The organism is Pseudomonas poae (genome assembly GCF_001439785.1).
Classification (GTDB): Bacteria; Pseudomonadota; Gammaproteobacteria; order Pseudomonadales; family Pseudomonadaceae; genus Aquipseudomonas; species Aquipseudomonas poae.
Window position 1 is genome coordinate 229038 of record NZ_JYLI01000006.1, and the last position, 20428, is coordinate 249465.

Consider the following 20428-nt stretch of genomic DNA (forward strand, 5'->3'; position numbering starts at 1 on the left):
CCATCCGCTTTAAAGGAGATGTTGCAGGAAAAGTTACCGTGACTCGTAAAGTATTCGTTACGAACAGGCGCTCGTCACGGCGTTGGGCTGGGAAAAGGACACTGGCTGTAACATAATCTTGACGACAATCTGCGCGCAGCGGCAAAAACACGCGGTGCCTTCCCACTATTCGGGTTTCTTCATGCGTATCAAAGTGCATTGCCAGAACCGCATTGGCATTCTGCGGGACATTCTCAACCTGCTGGTGGAATACGGTGTCAACGTCGCCAAGGGCGAGGTCGGCGGTGAGCATGGCAACGCCATCTACCTGTACTGCCCGAACCTGGTGAACATGCAGTTCCAGGCCTTGCGCCCGCAGTTCGAGGCCATTGGCGGGGTATTCGGCGTGAAGCGGGTAGGGCTGATGCCCAGCGAGCGCCGGCACATGGAACTCAACGCTTTGCTTGGCGCCCTCGAGTTTCCGGTGCTGTCGATCGATATGGGCGGCTCCATCGTCGCTGCCAACCGTTCGGCTGCACAGTTGCTCGGAGTGCGGGTGGACGAGGTGCCGGGGATTCCGCTGTCGCGCTACGCCGAGGATTTCGACTTGCCGGAGCTGGTGCGCGCCAGCAAGTCGCGCATCAACGGTTTGCGGGTCAAGGTCAAGGGCGACGTGTTCCTGGCCGATATCGCGCCGCTGCAATCGTCCGAACACGACGACAGCGAAGCCATGGCCGGCGCCGTACTGACCCTGCACCGCGCTGACCGCGTCGGTGAGCGCATCTACAACGTGCGCAAGCAGGAGTTGCGCGGCTTCGACAGCATTTTCCAGAGTTCCAGGGTCATGGCTGCCGTGGTCCGCGAAGCACGGCGCATGGCGCCGTTGGATGCGCCGCTATTAATAGAAGGCGAAACCGGCACTGGCAAGGAACTGCTGGCCCGCGCCTGCCATCTGGCCAGCCCGCGTGGGCAATCGCCGTTGATGGCGCTCAACTGCGCGGGGTTGCCGGAATCGATGGCCGAGACCGAGCTGTTCGGCTACGGCCCCGGCGCATTTGAAGGTGCGCGCGCCGAGGGCAAGCTCGGGCTGCTGGAACTGACGGCGGGCGGGACCTTGTTTCTTGATGGCGTGGGGGAAATGAGTGCGCGGTTGCAGGTGAAGTTACTGCGGTTTCTGCAGGACGGCTGCTTTCGTCGGGTGGGCAGCGATGAAGAAGTTTACCTGGATGTGCGGGTGATTTGCGCGACCCAGGTGGATTTGTCCGAACTCTGCGCGCGGGGGGAGTTTCGCCAGGACCTGTATCACCGGCTGAATGTGTTGTCGTTGCACATTCCGCCGTTACGCGAGTGCCTGGATGGTCTGGCACCGTTGGTGGAGCACTTTCTCGACCAGGCCAGCCGGCAGATCGGCTGCCCGCTGCCGACACTGGCGCCGGCGGCCATGGACCGGCTTGCGCATTACCATTGGCCGGGGAATGTGCGGCAGTTGGAGAATGTGTTGTTTCAGGCGGTTTCGTTGTGTGAGGGCGGGGTGGTCAAGGTGGAGCATATTCGACTGCCCGATTATGGCGTGCGTCAACCGCTGGGGGATTTTTCGCTGGAAGGGGGATTGGAGGCGATTGTCGGGCGGTTTGAGAAGGCAGTGCTGGAGGCGTTGTACGTGGAGCATTCCAGTAGTCGGCAGTTGGGCAAGCGGTTGGGGGTTTCGCATACGACTATTGCCAATAAGTTGCGCGATTATGGGGTGGTGAAAGGGGGGTGAGTGGTTTTTTGGGTGGGGTACATATCCGTTTCTCAGGTCACGGCGACTGGCGGTTCCGCCCTTGCGGCGGTTCACTTTGGAAAAGCCGGAATGCCGGCCCAGCCCAAAATAACCAAAGGGCTTTTGCCCCAACACTCGGCACCTCGCCCAAGCCTGGGCGCCTAAGATCAAGAGCGCTGCGGCCTTAGAGCCGACCGGGATTGTCTGCCGTACGTTGTAAATGTGGGAGCCGGCTTGCCTGCGAAGGCATCGACTGGGTTTTCCTGATGGATTGAGGTGTCTGCATCGCAGGCAAGCCAGCTCCCACAGAGAAGCGGATTGGTGACAGATCATGCTTTTGCCCTGCTTTGCTTTGGCTTTTGATTTTGATCTCAGGCGCCCCGTCAACCACGCCGGCGTGCGGGCATTCCGAGCCTAAGCGAGGCACCGAGTAGTGGGGCAAAAGCCCTTTGGTTACTTTGGGCTGGGCCGGCATTCCGGCTTTTTTCCAAAGTGACCGGCCGTAAGGGCGGAACCGCCAGTCGCCGTTACCCAAATAACGGATATGTACGCAACCCCCCCCAAAAAAAAACCAACCCGCGTCAGTTTCAAGTCCGATACTTGCCGCCCGCGGCAGTAGTCCGCCGTTTTTTCGACTATCCCCCACCCATCCGCCCACCCCAACTCCCCCCAAACCCCCGCCCCACCTGCACTTTCGTCCATTCCAAAAAGTTGGACCGCAAATTGCTTAAGCCACATCAGTACAGCGGTGGGCGGCAAGCGTCCGTCAGAAAGAGGATAGAGCGTGGACAAATACCTTTACGTGGCAATGACCGGCGCCAGCCAGAATGCTCTGGCGCAGAAGGCCCATGCCAACAATCTGGCGAACATTTCCACCAACGGCTTCCAGCGCGACCTGGAGCAGGCGCGTTCGATGCCAGTGTTTGGTGACAGCTTTCCGGCGCGGGCGTTTGCCCTGACCGAACGGCCGGGCACTGACTTCTCGCCGGGTGCCATGATCGAAACCGGTCGTGACCTCGATGTGGCTGTCGGCGGCGACGGCTGGATGGCCGTGCAAACCCCGGATGGCGGCGAAGCCTACGTGCGCAGCGCCAGCATGAATGTGGACGCGCTGGGCGTGCTGCGCGCCGCCAACGGCATGCCGATCATGGGCAACGGCGGTCCGATTGCCGTGCCGCCCCAGCAGAAAATCGAAGTGGGCACCGACGGCACCATCAGCATCCGTGCCATGGGCGAAGGCCCGCGGGTGATGGCCGAAGTGGACCGCATCAAGCTGGTCCAGCCGGACCTCAAGAACATGACCAAGGGGCTGGACGGCACCATCCATACCAAGGATGGCCAGCCTGCCCAGGCCGATGCGCGGGTCACGCTGAATTCGGGGTTCCTGCAGGCGAGCAACGTCAACGCGGTGGAGGAAATGACTGCGGTGCTGGCGCTTTCCAAACAGTTCGAGCTGCACATCAAGATGATGAACAGCGCCAAGGAAGACGATCAGGCCATGACTCGCGTCATGCAGATGAGCTAAGTCAACCACTAATTTCGCAGCACGGCGCCAACGATCAGGCGCACGAAGGAGAACAGCATGCTTCCGGCTCTATGGGTTGCCAAAACCGGTTTGTCCGCCCAGGACACCAACCTGACCACCATTTCCAACAACCTGGCGAACGTCTCGACCACGGGTTTCAAACGTGATCGCGCCGAGTTCCAGGACTTGCTCTACCAGATCAAGAAGCAGCCGGGCGCCCAGTCGACCCAGGACAGCGAGCTGCCGTCGGGCCTGCAACTGGGTACCGGTGTGCAGATCGTCGGCACCCAGAAAAACTTCACCGCCGGTAACCTGCAGCAAACCGGGCAACCCCTGGACATGGCGATCAACGGCAAGGGGTTCTTCCAGATCCTGCAACCGGATGGCACCACGTCCTATACCCGTGACGGCACATTCCACCTGGACGCCAACGGTCAGGTTGTCACCGCCAACGGTTTTGCCCTGGAGCCGGCGATTGTAGTGCCTGCCAACGCGCAAACCTTCACCGTCGGTAACGACGGCACCGTGTCGATCACCGTGGCCGGCAACCCGGCGTCGCAAGTGATCGGCAACCTGCAGACCGCCGACTTTATCAACCCGGCCGGCCTGCAGGCCATGGGCGGCAACCTGTTCCTGGAAACCGCCTCCAGCGGCGCGCCGCAGATCGGCACCCCAGGCCTCAACGGTTTCGGCACCACCCTGCAAAGCACCCTGGAAACTTCCAACGTCAGCACCGTTGAGGAGATGGTCAACATGATCACCACTCAACGCGCTTACGAGATGAACTCCAAGGTGATTTCCACCGCCGACAAGATGCTTTCGTTCGTTACGCAGAATCTGTAATCAAGTCTATGGGGCGCTTGCGAGCGCGTCTGCAACACCGTGAGGTTAGGGTCATGAATCGCTTTGTTTGTGTTTTGGCATTGAGTGGGATCAGCGTGCTGGCGGGATGTGTCGCGCCGTCGCCGAAACCCAATGACCCGTACTACGCGCCGGTGCTGCCGCGCACGCCATTGCCGGCGGCCGCCAACAATGGCTCGATTTACCAAGCCGGTTTCGAGCAGAACCTGTACAGCGACCGCAAGGCGTTCCGGGTCGGTGACATCATCACCATCACCCTGAACGAGCGTACCCAGGCCAGCAAGAACGCCAATTCCCAGGTGGGCAAGACCAGCAAGGCCGGCATCGGCCTCACCTCGTTGTTCGGCGCCGTGCCTAACGTCAATAATCCGTTGGGCGATGGCGACCTGAGCCTGAGTGCCGGCTACAGCGGCGACCGCGCCACCAACGGCAAGAGCGCGGCAGGGCAGGGCAACAGCCTGACCGGTTCGATCACCGTGACCGTGGCCGATGTATTGCCCAACGGCATCATCGCCATACGCGGTGAAAAGTGGATGACCCTCAACACCGGCGACGAGTTGGTGCGCATTGCTGGCATGGTGCGTGCAGATGATATTTCCACCGACAACACCGTGCCGTCGACCCGCATCGCCGATGCCCGCATCACGTACTCCGGTACTGGCGCGTTTGCCGATGCGAGCCAGCCGGGCTGGTTCGACCGTTTCTTCCTTAGCCCGCTGTTTCCTTTCTAGGTGCCCATTAAGGTGAGAACTTTGAACCTCAAGCAACTGCTGGCGGCGGCGCTCCTGCTGAGCCTGAGCGCGGTCGCCCAGGCCGAGCGCCTGAAAGACATCGCCAGTATTTCCGGCGTGCGCTCCAACCAGTTGATCGGTTACGGCCTGGTGGTGGGGCTCAGCGGTACGGGTGACCAGACCACCCAGACCCCGTTCACCCTGCAGACCTTCAACAACATGCTCTCGCAGTTCGGCATCAAGGTGCCGGCGGGTTCGGGCAACGTGCAACTGAAAAACGTCGCGGCGGTGTCGATCAGCGCCGATTTGCCGGCGTTCTCCAAGCCGGGCCAGGTGGTGGATATCACCGTGTCGTCCATCGGCAACTCCAAGAGCCTGCGTGGCGGCACCTTGCTGATGACGCCGCTCAAGGGTATCGACGGCAACGTCTACGCCATCGCCCAGGGCAACCTGGTGGTGGGCGGTTTTGACGCCGAGGGCCGCGACGGTTCGAAGATCACCGTCAACGTTCCGTCAGCCGGACGCATCCCCGGCGGTGCCACGGTGGAACGCACCGTGCCCAGCGGTTTCAACCAGGGCAACAGCCTGACCCTGAACCTCAACCGCTCCGACTTCACCACTGCCAAACGTGTGGTCGACAAGATCAACGACATGCTCGGCCCAGGCGTGGCCCAGGCCATCGACGGTGGCTCCGTGCGCGTCACCGCGCCACTGGACCCAAGCCAGCGCGTCGATTATCTGTCGATCCTGGAAAACCTCGAGGTCGATCCCGGCCAGGCGGTGGCCAAGGTCATCATCAACTCGCGTACCGGCACTATCGTGATCGGCCAGAACGTCAAGGTTTCGCCGGCGGCAGTCACGCACGGCAGCCTGACCGTGACCATTACCGAAGACCCGATCGTCAGCCAGCCCGGCCCGTTGTCCAACGGCCAGACGGCGGTGGTGCCACGCTCGCGGGTCAATGCCCAGCAGGAAGCCAAGCCGATGTTCAAGTTCGGCCCCGGCACCACCCTGGACGAGATCGTCCGTGCGGTGAACCAGGTGGGCGCGGCGCCAGGCGACTTGATGGCGATTCTCGAAGCCCTGAAACAGGCCGGCGCCTTGCAAGCCGACCTGATCGTGATCTGAGGCCATGGCCATGGATATGCGCAAAAGCGGCATCAGCAGCACGGCGGACTCGGGGTCTTACTCCGACTTGAACCGGCTTAACCAGCTGAAGGTCGGCGACAAGAACAGCGACGGAAACATGCGCAAAGTGGCGCAGGAATTCGAGTCGCTGTTTCTCAGCGAAATGCTCAAGTCGATGCGCAAGGCCACCGATGCCGTGGGCGAAGACAACCCGCTGAACACCGATGCCGCCAAACAGTACCAGGACATGTACGACCAGCAGCTGGCGGTGTCGATGTCCCGCGAGGGCGGCGGCATCGGCCTGGCGGATGTGCTGATGCGTCAGATGCAGAAGAACAAGCCGGTGGACGCCCAGGCGGCCACCCTGCAAGGCCCCGGTGCAGTGGAACCGGCGAAGAAAGTCGATGTGCCGACCGAGATCGCGGCCGGCACTCAGGCCTCCGGCCCGCTGGGCCGCTCCAATGGTCAGCGGCCGTTGTGGGCGTACCGTGTGGCTGAGCCCCAGGCCGGCGGCGCGGCGTCCCACAGCAATGACGTGGCACTGATGAATCAGCGCCGCATTGCCTTGCCGAGCAAGCTGACCGACCGCCTGCTCGCCGGCATCGTGCCGACCGCGCCGGTGGCCATCGACGCCAAAAGCGCGCCGCTGCGCAACAGCGCGGCCGCCGACAATGTGGTCAACAGCAGCGCACGTGCGTTTGCCGCGCCGAGCGGGCAGATGCAGGTGTACGCCCGCGCTGTGGCTCAGCCACCGTTGGCGCCGGCGAAGAAAGCGTTCAGCTCGCAGGATGAATTTGTCGCCACCATGCTGCCGATGGCCAAAGCGGCCGCTGCGCGCATTGGTATCGATCCGAAGTACCTGGTGGCCCAGGCCGCCCTGGAAACCGGTTGGGGCAAGTCGGTGATGCGCGCCCAGGATGGCAGCAGCAGCCACAACCTGTTCGGTATCAAGGCCGGCAAAAGCTGGCAGGGCGAGCAGGCCCGTGCGATCACCAGCGAGTTTCGTGATGGGGCGATGGTCAAGGAAACGGCGCAGTTCCGTTCCTATACGTCCTACCAGGACAGTTTTCACGACCTCGTCACGTTGCTGCAAAGCAATGACCGCTATAAAGATGTTGTGAAATCAGCCGACAACCCGGAACAGTTTGTGCGCGAGTTGCAAAAAGCCGGATACGCAACCGACCCGGATTACGCCAGCAAGATTTCGCAGATCGCAAAAACGATGGGCAGCTACCAGAATTACGCTGCCGCTGGCGCAACCACACATTTATAAGGTTTGAATCATGAGTTTGCTCAGTATCGGGATGTCGGGGCTCAACGCCGCTCAAGGGTCGTTGTCAGTCTTGAGTAACAACATCGCCAACGCCAATACCTCGGGCTATTCGCGTCAGCAGACCACGCAGAACGCCAGCGCGGCCAACCCCTACGGTGGGTTGTTTGTCGGCACCGGTACGACCCTGGCCGACGTGCGCCGGGTGTACAACGAATTCCTCGACGCGGCTTACCAGAACAGCACGGCGCTCAATAACGACGCCAAGGCGTATTCGGGCCAGGCCAGCGCTATCGACAAGACCTTGTCGGACAAGACGACCGGCATGTCTTCGGTGTTGAGTGGGTTCTTTGCCGCCGTGCAGACCTCGGCGGCCAACCCCAGCGACGTGTCCGCCCGCCAGGTGCTGCTGACCAGCGCCCAAACCCTGAGCAACCGCTTCAACGCAATCTCCAGCCAGTTGACCCAGCAGAAAGAGTCGATCAACGGTCAGTTGAGCACCATGAGTGATCAGGTCAACCAGTTGACCTCCTCGATTGCCTCGCTCAACAAGCAGATCACCCAGGCGCAGGGCTCCAACCTCAGTGCACCGGCCAACCTGCTGGATGCGCGCAACGAGGCGGTGCGTTCGCTCAATGAGCTGGTGGGTGTCACCACCGGCGAGAAGAATGGCGTGTTCAGTGTCAGCACCGGCAGTGGCCAGTCCCTGGTGCTGGGCGACCAGTCCAACAGCATTTCGGCGGTGCCCAGCAAAAGCGACCCGACCCAGTACACCATCCAGCTCAATGCTGGCAGCGGTACCGCGATCGACCTGGGCAATGTGCTCAGCGGTGGCAGCATCGGTGGCCTATTGCGTTACCGCAGCGATGTGCTGACGCCCACCATCAACGACCTTGGGCGTATTGCACTGGCCACCGCCGACACCGTCAACAGCCAGTTGGGCCAGGGCCTGGACCTTAACGGTGACTTCGGTGCGTCGTTGTTCAAGGACATCAACAGCGCCGCCGCCATTGCGCAGCGCAGCCAGGGCGCGGCCGGCAACAGCGCCGGCTCCGGCAACCTGAATGTCACGATCAAGGACACCAGCAAGCTGTCGACCTACGACTACAAGGTCAGCTTCACCAGTGGCAACACCTACACCGTGATGCGCTCCGACGGCAAGGCGCTGGGCGCGTTCGACACCAATACCGCGCCGCCGCCGGTGATCGATGGTTTCACCCTGGCACTGGACGGCAAGGGGCCGATGGCCGCCGGCGACAGTTTCAAGGTCAGCCCTACCGCCAACGGCGCGACCACGATCGGCACCCAACTGACCGACGCCAATAAAGTCGCGTTCGCCGCGCCGTTGTTGGGCGAGGGCAGCAAGACCAACCAGGGTACCGGCACCTTCACTCCGCCGACCCTGACCGTGCCGATTGATATTCACGGCGGCGCCGACACCGCGCAATTGCGTACCGGAATCGAACACTCGATGCCGGTAAAAATGGTGTTCGGCAAGCCGGCCGCCGATGGCACCCAGAGCTACTCGCTCAACGATGCCCAGGGTAACTCGATCGGCAGCGGCACTATCATCCCGGGCCAGACCAACAAGATCACGGTCGACGTGCCGATGCGCGATGCCAGTGGCGCCGTGCTGGTGCCGGCCAAGAGCTTCAAGTTCGATACCACTGTCGCCGGCTCGCCCGCCAATGGCGACAGCACCACCTTCTCGTTCAATGCGACGGGCAAGTCGGACAACCGCAACGCCCAGGCGCTGCTCGACCTGCAGACCAAGGTTACGGTGGGCCTGAGTGATGGCAACGGCGGCGGCGTGAGCCTGGTCGGGGCCAACAGTCGACTGGTGTCCACCGTCGGCGCCAAGGCGGCGTCGGGCAACACCGACACCACCGCCACGGGCGCACTGCTCAAGGCCAACCAGGACGCGCGCAACTCGGTATCCCAGGTCAACCTGGATGAAGAGGCGGGCGACATGATCAAGTTTCAGCAGTACTACACCGCGTCGTCGCAGATCATCAAGGCGGCGCAAGAAACCTTCAGTACGCTGATCAATAGTCTTTAAGGGAGCCTGGGACGATGCGCATTTCCACACAGCAGTATTTCGATACCACTGCCGCCAAGTACCAAACCAACTATTCAAGCCTGGTACAGGCTCAGGATCAGGCCTCCACCGGCGTACGCGTGCAGACAGCCGCCGATGACCCGGTAGCGGCCGCGCGCCTGTTGATGCTGCAGCAGCAGAAAGACATGCTGGGTCAGTTCAACACAAACGTCACCAGCCTGAAAAACTCCCTGACCAACGAAGAAAGCGTGCTGCAGTCGATCAACCTGGCGTTGGGCCGTGCCAGTGAGCTGGCGCTACGTGCGGGCGGCTCTCTCAGTGATGCGGACCGCCGTTCGGTGGCCAGCGAAGTCGGTGCCATCGAAGAGCAAGTGCTGGGCCTGCTCAACAGCAAGGACTCGTCGGGCAACTACCTGTTTTCCGGTTCCAAGACCGACACGCCGCCCTACAGCCGCAACAGTGACGGCACCTATAACTATCAGGGCGACGAGACCCCGCTGAGCCTGCAGGTGTCCGACACCCTGAGTATCAGCGCCGGTGACACCGGCAAGAACATTCTGGAGGGCGCGGTCAACTCCAGTCGCACCCAGGCTACCTGGATTGCGCCGGCAGTGGTGCCACCGGCCACCCAGCCGGCAGCCAACGACAATAAAGTGGCGTTGTCGTCCGGGTTGGTCACCAATGGCATCGACTACACCAACAAGTTCGCCGACGGCCAGCCTTACAAGCTGACGTTCAGCAGCAGTACCCAGTACGCCGTGGTCGACAAGAACGGCGTCGACATCACCTCGCAGATCCCTGGCAACGGTACGTTCGACTCCACCAAAGAGGGCAGCTCCAGCATCAACTTGCGCGGCGTGAAGTTCGACATCAACTTCAACCTGGGTGACGTCGCTTCGGGGCCCAACTCCGATGCAGTGGTCAAGGATCGCTCGTTCAGCCTGGAAGCCAAGCCGGACACCTTCAGCGTGTCGCGCACGGCCAGCAACCCCTCGACGGCGCAGTTGACCAATGCCCGTGTGACCAACCAGGCCTCATATGCCAGCACGTTCCCGGCCAACAGCGGCGCGGTGATCAAGTTCACCAGCGCCACTGCGTACCAGGTGTATGCCCAGCCGTACACGGCCGACAGCAAGTCCATCGCCACCGGCGATACCGGTGGCGGTACCACCGTCGTCGCGGCCGGGGTGACGTTCGACATCAGCGGCACGCCGCAGAACGGCGATCAGTTTGCGGTGGGGGCCGCCACCCAGAAAACCCAGAATGCGCTCGATACCCTGAGCCAGCTGCGCCAGGCGCTGGAGCTGCCGGCCGACGGCAACCCGGCGGCGACGGTCAAGCTCAAGGATGCACTGTCCGCCGCGATCAGCAACTTCACCAACTCCAGTACTCAGATCGACGTGGTACGCGGCTCCATCGGTGCACGGCAGAATGCCCTGGACACCCAGGCCAGTGAGAACGCCAGCATCGGCCTGGCCAACACCAGTACCATGAGCGACCTGGGCAACATCGACACCGCGCAGGCGGCGATCAACCTGACCTTGCAGCAGACCATGCTGCAGGCCTCGCAACTGGCGTTCGTGAAAATCTCGCAGTTGAGCCTGTTCAACAAGATGTAAGGCACGCGCAGCACACCGACGGCTCACTCCTGAAACGGGGTGGGCCGTTGTCGTTTTCACGGCTAAATTGTTGAAGGGTTTTGCACAAAGCGCAGAAAATTGAGTGACCTGTGAGTCATTAAGCGCATCTTCACTGTATCGTGTGAAAAGGATAAGTCGCCCAGCACACCGTGCGGCGCGGCTTTCAGCGAGATTTTACGGGGTTACCCCCTCTTATTGTCAGCACTCCAGGCGCAGTCCCGGGGGTGTTCTCCAGCTATTCGGTATTGGGAAGCCACAATGATTGGCATAAAAAGCATCGCCAGTTACGTGCCCGCAGAAGGGATCGATAACTACGCCCAGGGTGCCAAATTCGCCAAGGATGAAGAATTCATCATTGGCAAAATCGGGTCGGCGTTCCTGCCACGCAAGGAAGCTGCGCAGGAAACCTCCGACCTGTGTGTCGAGGCGGTCAACGCCTTGTTTGCCAACAACCCGCAGTTGAAGCGCGAGTCGATCGACGCACTGATCGTCGTCACTCAGAACGGCGACGAAGAGGGGCTGCCTCACACCGCCGCCATCGTGCAGGACAAACTCGGCCTGCCGACCCACGTGGCCGCCTTTGATATTTCCCTGGGCTGCTCCGGCTACGTCTACGGCATCTACGCGATGAAAGGCTTCATGGAAGCCACCGGCCTGAAAAACGGCCTGCTGATCACCGCCGACCCGTACTCGAAAATCGTCGACCCCGAAGACCGCAACACCACCATGCTGTTTGGCGATGCCGCCACAGCTACCTGGATGGCCGAAGATGCACCCTGGTTGCTCGGCAAGTCCAAGTTCGGCACCGATGGTTCCGGCGCGCCGCACCTCAAGGTCAGCGACGGCGTGTTCTTCATGAACGGCCGTCAGGTCTTCAACTTTGCCTTGCTCAAGGTGCCAGCCCATTTGCACGAGCTGCTCAACGAGTCGGATCTCAAGGCTGACGAGATCGATGCCTTTTGCATTCACCAGGGCAGCGCGGCCATCGTCGACGCCGTGGCGCGGCGTTTTGAAGATGCACCGGTGGACAAGTTCATCAAGGACATGGTCGAGACCGGCAACACCGTGTCGTCGAGCATTCCGTTGCTGCTGGAAAAGCACGTGATGGACGCCACCTGGAAACGCGTGGCAATCAGCGGGTTCGGTGTGGGCCTGTCGTGGGGCTCGGCGATTCTGTATCGCCCGTGACACCTTAATATAGCTGCCACACAAGACGCCGATGATCGAAAGATCATCGGCGTTTTTTATTTGGCGCCAGAAAAACCCGCGATTACGGTGTTTCAGGCTCGCGTAAACCCTTGAATTGCAAGGGGTGGCACGGGGCTATTAAAAATATTCAAAAAAAACCTCAAGCAACCGGCTCACACGACGATAACTATTACGAAGGTTCTCAGGCACACCCGGCGGTTGCCAGGGCCGGAAGCCGCAGTAAACCACCATCGAGGATTTCGTCATGGCTTTAACAGTAAACACCAACATTTCTTCCATCACTACCCAGGTCGGCCTTGGCAAAGCGGCCAACTCGCTGCAAACCTCCATGCAGCGTCTGTCCACTGGTCTGAGCATCAACAGTGCTAAAGACAACGCTTCGGGCCTTCAGATCTCCAACCGTCTGACCAGCCAGATCAACGGCCTGGGCCAAGCGGTCAAGAACGCCAACGATGGTATCTCCATCGCGCAGACCGCTGAAGGCGCAATGCAGGCTTCGACCGACATTCTGCAAAAGATGCGTACCCTGGCTCTGTCCTCGGCCACCGGCTCCCTGAGCGATGCTGACCGTACTTCGAACAACGAAGAATACCAGGCGTTGACTTCGGAACTGACCCGTATCTCGCAGACCACTACTTTCGGTGGCCAGAAGCTGCTCGACGGTTCGTACGGCACCAAAGCCATTCAGGTTGGCGCCAACGCTAACGAAACCATCAACCTGAGCCTGGACAACGTAGCCGCCAACAACATCGGTTCGCAGCAGATCAAAAGTGTTGCTATCACTCCAACCGCGAGCGGCGTAGCCGGCGGCGTAGTAGGCATCACCGGTAACGGCCAGACTGCCAGCGTCACTGTCGCGGCAGGTTCTTCGGCCAAAACCATCGCCAGCCAACTGAACGGCGCTGTAGGCGGCCTGTCGGCTACCGCCAGCACTGAAGCTCAGTTCTCCGTTGGTGCTGCTGCCAAGACCACTCCAGCTTCGTTCAGCATGACCGTTGGCGGCCAGACCACCACGTTCACCGGCGTAACCGACACTGCCAGCCTGGCCGACCAGTTGAAATCCAACTCCGCCAAGCTTGGTATCAGCGTCAACTACGACGAAGCCAAAGGCACTCTGTCGGTTAAATCCGACTCCGGTGAGAACCTGGCCTTCAGTGCTGCTACCGCAGCCGGCTCGATCACCGTTGCCACCAAAGATGGTTCGGGCAACTACGGCACCGCTGTTGCCCTGGCTAACGGCCTGACCGCTACCGGTTCCGTGAACCTTGACTCGTCCAAAGGCTATGCCCTGAACGGTAACGGTGTAACCGGTCTGTTCGCCGCTACCGGTACTGCCGCAGCGTCGACCAAAACCACCATCGCTCAAACCGACGTGACCAGTGCCTTCAACGCCCAGGCCGCAGTGGCAGTGATCGACAAGGCAATCGGCGGCATCGACAGCGTACGTTCGGGCCTGGGTGCTGTTCAGAACCGTCTGACCACTACCGTAGACAACCTGACCAACATTCAGAAGAACTCCACCGCTGCACGTTCGACTGTACAAGACACCGACTTCGCTGCTGAAACAGCCGAGTTGACCAAACAGCAAACTCTGCAATCGGCCGCTACCGCGATCCTGTCGCAGGCCAACCAGCTGCCATCCGCTGTACTGAAGCTGCTTCAGTAATAACCGCGCTTGGTGACTGACGGAAGGGCGCGTTTAACGTGCCCTTTCGTCGTTTCGGTTTTAGAGGAGATTGGACATGGACATGAGTGTAAAGCTAGCCTCGTCTTATCCACCGGTTGCACCTCAAAGCGCACCGGCCGCCCTCGTGGCGGACAAGGACAAGACCAAGGTCGAGGCCATCGCGCCGATCCCCGGCAAGCCGGAACGGGCTGATCTGGAGCAAGCGGTTACCGATATTCGCGAATTCGTACAAGCGGCCCAGCGCAAACTGGATTTTTCGATCGACGACTCTACCCACCGGGTGGTGGTCAAGGTCATCGCCACCGACAGTGGCGAGGTGATTCGCCAGATTCCCTCGGAAACAGCCTTGAAGTTGGCGCAGAACCTGGCAAATGCCAGTCACGTGCTGTTCGACGAAAAGGTCTGAGCTGGCATGAAACTTGTTGCGGTGATGTCTTGATGGGTTGCTCGTCAAGAAAACGGCAACTACCGAATTAGGAGCACGATGATGGCGGGTACAACGGTTAGTGGTGTGGGTTCTGGTATCGATACCAGCGGGATCATTACGTCGCTGGTAAATGCTGAAAAAGCACCGAAACAGCTTCAGATCAACACGCAATCGCAAAAAGCGACCACTCAACTTTCGTCCATCGGAAAGATCCAGGCAGCCCTGGACGCGTTCCGTGGCGCGCTCAAGACCCAGGGCACCGACAACAGCTTCAGTGGCCTGGTCGGTACGTCCTCGGACGAAAAAGTCGCCACCATGACCGCAGGGGCGGGCGCCTCCAACGGGACGTTTTCGCTGGTGGTGTCGCAACTGGCCCAGCCTTCGAAGTTGAGCAGCACTAACTTTGCCGGCGGCGCGTCGAGCGTGGTCAACAAGGGCGACACGGCCACCACACTGACCATCTCGCAATCAGGCAAGAACTTCGACGTTAGCGTCGCGCCCGGCGCGACCCTGCAACAGGTGCGTGACTCGATCAACTCGCAGTTCGGCACCGCGGGCCTGAGTGCCAACATCCTCACCGACTCCAACGGCTCGCGGTTGATCCTGACTTCGACCAATGGTGGTGCAGGCACGGATTTGACCATGTCCGGCAACTCTGGCGTCGATACCGGCTACACGGTGGTCAACCCGCCGCAGAACGCCAAGTATACCATCGATGGCATTGCCGCCGAATCGAAGTCCAACAACATTACCGATGCGGTGAGCGGGGTCAGCATCAAGTTGCTGACGGTGTCGCCGCTGGCGACTGCGGGAGACACTTCAAAGGATCCTGTACGCACTGCCCTCACCATCTCCGTCAGCACCAGCACCACGGCACTCAAGTCCGGCGTCAAGGGTTTCGTCGATACCTACAACGCCTTGCTCAAGGCGATGACGGCAGAAACAGCGGTGACCAAAAACGCGGCAGGCGACCCCGTGGCGGCCACGTTGACCGGTGACTCGACCATGCGCACGCTGCAATCGGCGATTCGCAACGAGTTCAACACCATGTCGGGCAGCGGTGCGTTGAAATCCCTGGCCCAGTTCGGCGTCGAAACCGACCAGACCACCGGCCTGCTGTCGATCGACGACAAGCAGTGGGACAACGCGATGAAGACCAACGCTGCGGACTTGAGCAGCATCTTCACGGGCAAGGACGGCTTGCTGGCGCGCTTGACTACCGCAACCGATGCCTACGCCAAACCGACCACCGGCTTGTTGGCAACGCGCTCCACGTCGCTGTCCGACAGCCTCAAGGACCTGGCCAAGCAGCAGACTGCGCTGGATCAGCGTATCGATGCCTACCAGACCACGCTGACCAACAAGTACGCGGCGATGGACACCCTGGTGGCTCAGTTGCGCCAGCAGAGTAACAACGTGCTGGGTACGCTCAACGCGCTGAACAATCAGAAAAACAACTGATTTAACCGATTGGCAAAAGCCCGGGTCTTTGGTCCGGGCTTTTTTATGCATCGCCGATATCCGCTGTGGCGAGCAGGCTTGTCCTATTGCCGTTCAGTTAAAGAAAATGTGTGGGCTTATTGTGGCGAGCGGGCTTGCCCCGCGTTGGGGTGCGAAGCGCCCCCCAATCCAGCAAAACGCGGTGTACCTGATACGGCTCAGCGCCTGATTTTGGGGCTGCTGCGCAGCCCAACGCAGTACAAGCCTGCTCGCCACAGGGAATCTGCGCTTAACTGAACGGCAATAGGGCAAGCCCGCTCGCCACAAAATAGCTCCATTGCTGGGAAGCGTTCCCCGTACCCAGTCAGGGCAGCCACGCCTCTCGCCAGGCCAGCAGGTTGTCCTCCCTGAGCATCCACTTGTCCAGTATCACTCTGTGCAAGGCATCGCCAGCGGCCGCACTGGCGTCCGGTTCGGCCAGGTGTTCGCGAATGGCGGCAATCCAGTCCCTGGAGCGGTTCTTGACCCGGGTTACCGGAAAGTCACCGCGATAACACAGGATGTCCGAGCAGATCACCGGCAGGGCGCAGGCGCCGTATTCCAGCAGTCGCAGATTGCTTTTGCAGGCGTTGAAAAAGTTGTCTTCCAGCGGCGCCAGCGCCAGGTCCAGGTTCAGGGCTGCCAGGCGTGCCGGGTACTGGTCGATATTCACGCCACCGTGAAACTCGTGGACAAAGGGGCGCAGTGCAGGTGGGCACATGCCCATGAACACCCAGTCCACCTCGCCGGCCAGTTCGCGAACCACCTCGGCAATCACCTGCAGGTCGGCACCGTGGCTTGAGCCACCGGCCCAGCCCACCCGAGGCTTGTGCCCTTGTTGGCGCAAGCTCCTCAGCCCGCTCCACCATTGGGCGGGCAGGCGGTTCTCCATCACGCGAATGTCGGCATTGTAGCCTTTGAGCGCATTGGCCAGCGGTTGGGTCGAGACCACCAGTCGATCACACAGGCCCACGGCTTTTTTCAGGCGCTTGGCAATGTCCTTGGGAAACAGCGAGCGGGTCAGGTTGCCAGCGGGGACATCGAGGATGTAGTCGTCCAGCTCGTACACCTTGAAGGCCTTGGACAGCGACCGAGCGTTCTGAATGACTTCCAGTTGGGTTTTGGTGAACTGACGCTGGAAGATGATCGTGTCCGGCGCCAGGCGCTCCAGTTCCACTGGTTGCAGCAGCAAATCGTTCACTTCGCCGTCGATCAACCTGGCGGCCTGCAAGGCGGCGAAAGGCTGACGCACCCGATAATGCCCGCTGCCGAAGGAGTCGCCGGGGTAGCACATTGCGTAAGGCAGCGCGCGGCTGGCGAACGGATGCCAGCCCACCTCGCTGCGGCATTCGTACGCGAAGCCGCTGCCTTCGAGGGTCAGGTTGCGGTTGTAGGCCGGGTCGTTCGCCAACTGCGGCAGCCAGCGCTGGTACATCACCGCCTGTTCGCGCTTGAAGCGCTCGAGCTTGGCGTCCTGAGTGGCCTTGTCGACCTGATTCTGGCTCACGTTGGCCTCGTGCATCAGTATCGCGTAAGGCGTCCAGACCACCAGTTGCCCGGCCTGGCCGACTTTCAGGCACAGGTCCACATCGTTGTAGGAAACCCCCAGGCCGGCCTCGTCCATCCCGCCCACCTGGCGATACAGCTCGGTGCGGATCATCAGGCAGGCGGCGGTCACAGCGCTGTAGTTCTGATCGATCTGCAGGCGGTGCAGGTAACCGTTGGACAGCATCGGGCTGTCGATGAACGCGTGATCTGCCACGCCGCGCAAGCCAAGAACCACGCCGGCGTGCTGCACCGTGCCGTTGGGAAACAGCAGTTTGGCGCCGACGATGCCGACTTCCGGGCGCTGGGCGTGATGGAGCAGGGCGTCAAGCCAATCGCCGTCGATGACGGCGGTGTCGTTGTTGAGCAGCACCAGGTACTCGCCACGGGCGCGGCTGACGGCAAAGTTGTTGATGGCCGAATAGTTGAAAGGGTGCGGGTAGCGCAGGATGCGCACCTTGGCGTCGTTCAGGCGCTCCATGCCGGCGAACCATTCACGGGCTTCGGCGGTTTGGCTGTTGTTGTCGACGATGAGCAGTTCGTAATGGGTGTAGCGGGTTTTCTCCATCAGGCTTTCTATGCAGCGCATCAGCATAGGCAACTGGTCTTTGGTGGGGATGATGATCGACACCAACGGTGTTGTCGGGTGCTGATAGACCACACGGTGCACCATCGGCAGGGGGCCGGTGCGCAATTGGTGCGCGACGCCCAGGCGCCGCAGGTGTGCCTCGACGACCGCAGCAGAGTGGGCGATCACCTGTGCTTCACCCAGCCACTGGCCGAAGTTGATGGCCTGGTGCACCAGTACTTCGGCGATATGGCCCACGCTGCCCAGCCCGTAGGCTTCGATCAACCGCAAGAGCAGGTCATGGGGCGCCAGTTCCGCGAAGGCGGGATCGAAACCATCGGCCTGCAGGGCGGCGTCGCGGCTGAAGGCCAGGGCGCGGCCCACATACGGGTAGCTGCGCAACAGGTCGAGATTGAGGTCCGGCTTGAAGACCGGATCCTGACAGCCCGAGGCGGTGATCGAATCCTCGTCGCTGTAACAGGCGATGATGCCGGGGGTCAGCGCGATCCCTTCGGCGAGCAGCAGCACGGCATGGGGGGCGAGTTGGTCGCCGCCGCGAAGGAGGTAGCACCAGTCGGCCTGGATGCCTTGCAGCAATTCATTGAGCTGGCTCGGCCAGGACTCTGCCAGCGGCAGCCACACCAGATTGTCGGCCGGGGTTATCCCGATGGGTTCGGCATTGGACAGTATGGCGATGGCCGCCGCCTGATAGACCTGGCTGTGGATGCTGTCCAGGGTCGCGCGCAAGGCGGCCATGTCACCGCTGGTATCGGTCACCACCAGCAACACCCCGGGCTGCTGCGGCCAGCTGGCCAGCCGCGCCGGCAGGCCTTCGAATTCGCTGGCGGCCAGTTGCCGGGTTTCCAGCCAGCGCTGATACAGGTGGACATTGCGCTGCTGTTTACCGAGATGTCCCAGCACGCCGAAAAAACGTTCGAACGCGTGGGCAAGCGTGCCATCAAGCTGGCCGGCTTCGGTTTCGAAGTCGGCACGTGTCAGGTGCATGCGCTCCAGCGGGGCCAGGGCCTCAAGGCGCACGAAGAACATGGTGCCGGCAAAGAAATCCGCCTCGTCGATGTGCTGCGGATCAATGCTGGCACGCTCGGCCAGAGCGAGCAGGTGAGTGCGGTTTTTTTCAGCCAGATGGGTGGTCACCGCCTGGCGGTAGCGCTCCGTACCGAGCAACGGATGGTGCGTCGGATTGGCCAGGTACTCCACCGACTGGCGAAAGCGCACCGGGCCGAGCAGATCATCGAACAGGTCGCTGGCCCAGGAATTTTTCACGCCCAAGTGCACCGAGCGCTTGGTGTGCAGCTTGACCAGGGTGTGGATATTATCGGCGCGTAAAAACGGCAGTACGTTCAAAAAGGGCAGCACATCGCGCCCATGATTGGGCACGCGGAACAGTGAATAACCCAGGCCGCTCGCCGCTAAATGCTCGCGTACTTCATTTTCACGTTCTGCCATGCAGGTGACGTAGAGATGCAGGCGTTCATGCAACTGAATCAGGCGCTTCAGGATGTCCAGAAGCATATCCGGATGGAAGGCATGGATAACCACCGCCACGGGTGGCTCGCTGTCCGGCAGAGCGGGCCGCTGCACCTCCAGCAAGTCGCATGTTTCGGCGTTGGCTGCCGAGACCGCCGAGACCGCTGCGTCGGCACCGGAGGCAGTGTAAGCATCGCGCAGCGCAAACAATCTGAAGGCCTGAGGACCAGGCAGGGGCCTGCGACGCACCTGCGCCTGGAACTGAGGGCGATACAACCCCAGCGCATGAATCTGCTCGACGAAGTCGGCGCGGCTCTGTGTGAATAACGCTTTCATATCGGGCTGGTTCTGACGCTGGTCGGCATGTCGACGAAACAGCGACAGCGGCTCATGCAGGAACGCCAGGTTACCGTGCTGCAGCAGGTTCACGAACATCGCCAGGTCGTTGATGGCGCGGATCACCACGCCGCCCAGGGCGCAGATGTGCGGCAGCTTGTCGCTCAACTGCGCGCGGCGAAACATCACGGTGCTGGGCTCGCCGATGAAATTGACCGGCCAGTCGCAGAGCAGCGAAATGATGTCTTCGCCGTGCAGGCAGGTGTCTTCGCTGAATACACCGCACGTTTCGAGGATATCCGGCTGCGCCTCACCCTGGGCATCGATTATCGTGCGCCGCGAAGTGACCAGCGCGATGTCGCCGCGTGCCTGGAGTACCGCCGCCATGCGCGAGACGCAGTCGGGCAGCAGTACGTCATCGTCGTTGAGAAATTTGATGTATTCGCCCTGGGACTCCTGCATGCAACGGTTAAGGTTGAGCATGCCGCCCAACTGCTGTTCGTTGTGCAGGTAACGCACCGGCACAGTCGACTGTGCAATCAGGCGTTCGGTAATCAGGCGGACGCCGTCGTCGCGACAATCATCGGTAATCACCACTTCGATATTGGCGTAGCGTTGGTTCAGCGCACTGCTCAATGCCGCCTCGAAGAATCGAGGGCTGTAGGCCGGTATCGCAATGCTGACCAGCGGCATGTGTGGGGCTGAAGGAATAGTTGTCATGCTCACACCAGTTT

At 61.0% G+C, this 20428-nt stretch carries 13 protein-coding genes; 12 read left to right on the plus strand and 1 reads right to left on the minus strand.

What is annotated here, in order from left to right:
• Positions 1 to 181: 181 nt before the first annotated feature.
• The 12 genes from TU75_RS09935 (at position 182) to fliD (ending at position 15739) form a co-directional block, all read left to right on the plus strand.
• The gene (locus tag TU75_RS09935; RefSeq protein WP_003238760.1) at positions 182 to 1741 is read left to right on the plus strand and encodes a sigma-54-dependent phenylalanine hydroxylase transcriptional regulator PhhR; all 1560 of its coding nucleotides are present in this window, start codon (positions 182 to 184) and stop codon (positions 1739 to 1741) included.
• A gap of 784 nt (positions 1742 to 2525) precedes the next feature.
• Positions 2526 to 3266: a flagellar basal body rod protein FlgF gene (locus tag TU75_RS09945; RefSeq protein ID WP_003230926.1), complete on the plus strand. Its 741-nt coding sequence runs from the start codon at positions 2526 to 2528 to the stop codon at positions 3264 to 3266.
• A 57-nt stretch (positions 3267 to 3323) separates the two neighbouring features.
• The gene (gene flgG / locus TU75_RS09950) at positions 3324 to 4109 is read left to right on the plus strand and encodes a flagellar basal-body rod protein FlgG (protein WP_003230929.1); all 786 of its coding nucleotides are present in this window, start codon (positions 3324 to 3326) and stop codon (positions 4107 to 4109) included.
• Positions 4110 to 4162: 53 nt separating this feature from the next.
• Positions 4163 to 4858 carry a flagellar basal body L-ring protein FlgH gene (gene flgH / locus TU75_RS09955; RefSeq protein WP_057008190.1) on the plus strand — a complete coding sequence of 232 codons (696 nt, stop codon included), beginning with the start codon at positions 4163 to 4165 and terminating at the stop codon, positions 4856 to 4858.
• Positions 4859 to 4879: 21 nt separating this feature from the next.
• Positions 4880 to 5986: a flagellar basal body P-ring protein FlgI gene (locus tag TU75_RS09960; RefSeq protein WP_003230933.1), complete on the plus strand. Its 1107-nt coding sequence runs from the start codon at positions 4880 to 4882 to the stop codon at positions 5984 to 5986.
• Between the two features lie 4 nt (positions 5987 to 5990).
• Positions 5991 to 7259 carry a flagellar assembly peptidoglycan hydrolase FlgJ gene (gene flgJ / locus TU75_RS09965; RefSeq protein WP_060548821.1) on the plus strand — a complete coding sequence of 423 codons (1269 nt, stop codon included), beginning with the start codon at positions 5991 to 5993 and terminating at the stop codon, positions 7257 to 7259.
• A gap of 10 nt (positions 7260 to 7269) precedes the next feature.
• Positions 7270 to 9315 (plus strand): flagellar hook-associated protein FlgK, encoded by a 2046-nt coding sequence (gene flgK / locus TU75_RS09970; protein ID WP_003230938.1) that lies wholly within the window; start codon positions 7270 to 7272, stop codon positions 9313 to 9315.
• Between the two features lie 14 nt (positions 9316 to 9329).
• Positions 9330 to 10934 carry a flagellar hook-associated protein 3 gene (locus TU75_RS09975; protein ID WP_003230940.1) on the plus strand — a complete coding sequence of 535 codons (1605 nt, stop codon included), beginning with the start codon at positions 9330 to 9332 and terminating at the stop codon, positions 10932 to 10934.
• Positions 10935 to 11213: 279 nt separating this feature from the next.
• Positions 11214 to 12143, plus strand: coding sequence for a ketoacyl-ACP synthase III (locus TU75_RS09980; protein ID WP_003230942.1), 930 nt, complete (start codon positions 11214 to 11216; stop codon positions 12141 to 12143).
• A gap of 265 nt (positions 12144 to 12408) precedes the next feature.
• Positions 12409 to 13830, plus strand: a complete 1422-nt coding sequence (locus TU75_RS09985) for a flagellin N-terminal helical domain-containing protein (RefSeq protein WP_060548822.1) — start codon at positions 12409 to 12411, stop codon at positions 13828 to 13830.
• A 76-nt stretch (positions 13831 to 13906) separates the two neighbouring features.
• Complete coding sequence (locus TU75_RS09990) at positions 13907 to 14257, plus strand: flagellar protein FlaG (RefSeq protein ID WP_003230946.1); 351 nt, start codon at positions 13907 to 13909, stop codon at positions 14255 to 14257.
• An 81-nt stretch (positions 14258 to 14338) separates the two neighbouring features.
• Positions 14339 to 15739, plus strand: a complete 1401-nt coding sequence (gene fliD / locus TU75_RS09995) for a flagellar filament capping protein FliD (protein WP_060548823.1) — start codon at positions 14339 to 14341, stop codon at positions 15737 to 15739.
• Positions 15740 to 16082: 343 nt separating this feature from the next.
• Here fliD and TU75_RS10000 read toward each other — a convergent pair whose 3' ends face one another.
• Positions 16083 to 20387 (minus strand): glycosyltransferase, encoded by a 4305-nt coding sequence (locus TU75_RS10000; protein WP_060548824.1) that lies wholly within the window; start codon positions 20385 to 20387, stop codon positions 16083 to 16085.
• Positions 20388 to 20428 lie beyond the last annotated feature (41 nt).